This is a genomic window from Pedobacter sp. 01T416_2 (assembly GCF_056398925.1).
In genome coordinates this window covers 1-2,768 of sequence record NZ_JBFTQI010000762.1, presented here as the reverse complement: position 1 = coordinate 2,768, position 2,768 = coordinate 1, and the positions used below count along the sequence as shown (strand labels likewise).

Below are 2,768 nucleotides of genomic sequence, written 5' to 3'. Positions count from 1 at the left end.
ACAGTATACAATGGAAGTGGGCTAAAACCAGGCAAAACACATCCCTTCGTCCATTCGATAAATCTAGAATAGAGTTTAAGATGTAATAATTGCCTATGTAACCATTCCATTGTATTTGTTAATTAAAAAACACCGATAGTTTTTGCATAAAATTTTCGGGTGGATTTGTAGGTTTGTTTTTCTTCATATCAACGAAAACCAATGTAGTTGTCCCAATGTTGATCAACTCTTCTTTTTCGTTATACAACTCGTACTCGAAAAAGATCCTGATGCCAGGTAAGGTTTTGATGATTGTTTTTACCGTAATTTCCTGATCGTATAGGGCAGGTTTAATATATTTGCATTTTAATTCCAAAACTGGCATCATAATTCCATCAGCTTCCATCGAGCTATAGCTCATGCCCAAACTACGCAACATTTCTACCCGGCCTACTTCGTAGTACTGTGCATAATTGCCGTAATACATATAACCCATTTGATCGGTTTCGCCATACCGAACCCTGATTTTTGTACTGTGGCTATACATTATTTAAAAATGTTTCTTTTGTTTAAAGCTTCACGATATTTCTTTGCATTGATTTCGTGCTGTGCTTTATTTTCAGCAAAGTTATGGTAGCCGGAAAAATCTTCTTTGGCACACATGTAAATGTAATTGTTGTTATCGCGGTTTAGTACAGCATCAATCGCATTAATACTTGGCATCATAATAGGGCCTGGAGGCAAACCAGCATATTTATACGTGTTGTAAAGCGATTGTACCTGTAATAATTTTCCGGTTACCCTTTTTACCGTAAAATCGTTGTTTGCAAAAATTACCGTTGGATCAGCCTGTAACAATATGCCTTTATTCAAACGGTTTAAATACAAACCTGCTATAATGGGCATTTCTTTGTCGYAAAGCGCCTCTGCATCAACAATTGAAGCTAAGGTGTATACCTGTACCGGAGTCAGGTTTAAACTTGCTGCTTTTTGCTTGCGGTCGGCTGTCCAGAATTTATCATATTCCTTGTGCATGCGCTCAAAGAAGTCAACCGGCGAAATATTCCAATACATTTCGTAAGTGTTCGGAATAAACATGGCATACACATTATCCTGGTTAAAACCGTATTTGCTAATCAGCGCCGTAGAATCTAAAACATTGATAAAGCTTAACGAATCGGCTTCCAGATTGCTGGCCAGATATGCAGCGAAGTTTTCTTTCTTGCGGATGTTATGGAATTTCAATTTAACCGGATCTTGATTTCCAGCTTTAATTAAGTTAATTAAACTGCGGTTGGTCATTCCTTTGGTTAAACGGTAACGTCCGGGTTTAACGCTTGTAGCTAAATTCATTTTTCCGGCAGCTGCAGTAAAAGAAGAGATACTTTTTACCAGATCTTTCTTTTTAATTTCTGCGATCAGATCATCGTAGCTGCTTCCGGTTTTGATATATAGATATTTTTGATTTTCGGTAACGTTGGGGGCAAAGTAAAGCCTGTAAATATTTAACGCAAAGTAACCAGCAATTAAAATAACAACAAGTGCAATCACTATTGCCACTTTTTTGCCTGTACTCATGTTCTTTTTTTCTACTTCAGTCATCTGTAAATATGATACGTGTTTATTGTTGTTTGTTAGATAGGGTAATGTTAATCTTTGTGCCTATAGCCACTTTGGTTAACGAATCAACCAGCATAGGATCTTGTTTAATAATAATGGCAGCAGCACTATCGGTAATAGGGCCATCGTAAATAATAGTGCCTAAACTCAGGTTCGAACCTCTTAGGCTAAATTTCGCTTCATCCATCGTTAATCCCATTAGTTGTGGAATATCTACTTCTTCGTTTCCACGTCCATCGCCCAATACCAGGTTAATCCTGGAGCCAACAGGCACAACCTGTCCTACTGCTATTGGCTGGCCGCCGAAAGAAGCTTCTAAAACCACATCGCGGCTTACATCTGGCTTATAGGTGGTATCGCCGAGTTTTAATCTAGAGCTCTCTATTATAGCCTGTGCTTCTCYTAAGGTCTTAAACGCTATATCAGGGAATTTTGTATTCGGTGTTTTACCTGCGTTAATGGTTAAGTAAATGGTACGGTTATCTTTTACAAAAGTATTGGGATCAGGATCCTGATCAATTACAATTCCTGCAGGTTGATCCATAATAAAAACAGAATCTACTTCATATTTTAATCCGGCATCTTCGAGTTTCTTAACTGCCTGCTCAAAAGATAAGCCTTTTACCATAGGTACATTTAGGCCCTGTCCGTGTTTGGTATAATATCTTAAACTAAAAAAAGCAACCAGTAGAAGCACAACAACAGTTATTATTGCAGCTAAAATATTGTTTCTAAACGATTTGGTTTTTAAATAATCTATAAATTTAGACATGAATCTTAATTTGGGTTATGCGTACAAGCTCAAATGTAACTATTTTAATGATTGATTGAATTATAGAATCCATTTCCTCATTCAATCATTCAATAAATTCTCTCCTTCAATATTACTAAAGCACAAAGATATTTATATTTTTGAGGATATATTTATATTCAATTTCTATTTATAAAAGGATTTTTAACATGAAGAAAACGATAGCATTGTTAACAGGCGGTACCACAGGCGAATGGGTTGTTTCGGTGAAAAGCGCAGCCACTATTGCCCAAAATATCGACCCCAATTTATACGATGTGTATAAGATTATGCTGAACGAAAAGGGCTGGTTTTATGAACCTGCTGATTCTGTTAAAATTGAAATTGATAAAAATGATTTTTCCTTAACGCTTGAAGG

General features: G+C 36.5%; 3 protein-coding genes and 1 pseudogene. 1 reads left to right on the top strand and 3 read right to left on the bottom strand.

Features of this window, described 5'->3' with window-relative positions:
• Window positions 1-118 precede the first annotated feature (118 nt).
• The 3 genes from AC1DPQ_RS23715 to AC1DPQ_RS23705 are packed head-to-tail and all read right to left on the bottom strand — an operon-like array spanning window position 119 to window position 2,371.
• Window positions 119-526, bottom strand: a complete 408-nt coding sequence (locus tag AC1DPQ_RS23715) for an acyl-CoA thioesterase (RefSeq protein WP_477583564.1) — start codon at window positions 524-526, stop codon at window positions 119-121.
• Window positions 526-1,581, bottom strand: a complete 1,056-nt coding sequence (gene mltG / locus AC1DPQ_RS23710) for an endolytic transglycosylase MltG (RefSeq protein WP_477611071.1) — start codon at window positions 1,579-1,581, stop codon at window positions 526-528. Before mltG ends, AC1DPQ_RS23715 begins: the two co-directional genes overlap by 1 nt.
• Before the next feature lie 19 nt (window positions 1,582-1,600).
• Complete coding sequence (locus AC1DPQ_RS23705; RefSeq protein ID WP_477611070.1) at window positions 1,601-2,371, bottom strand: PASTA domain-containing protein; 771 nt, start codon at window positions 2,369-2,371, stop codon at window positions 1,601-1,603.
• Between the two features lie 188 nt (window positions 2,372-2,559).
• Between AC1DPQ_RS23705 and AC1DPQ_RS23700 the strand changes: the two are divergent.
• Window positions 2,560-2,768: pseudogene (locus tag AC1DPQ_RS23700) on the top strand (D-alanine--D-alanine ligase); the annotation flags it as partial.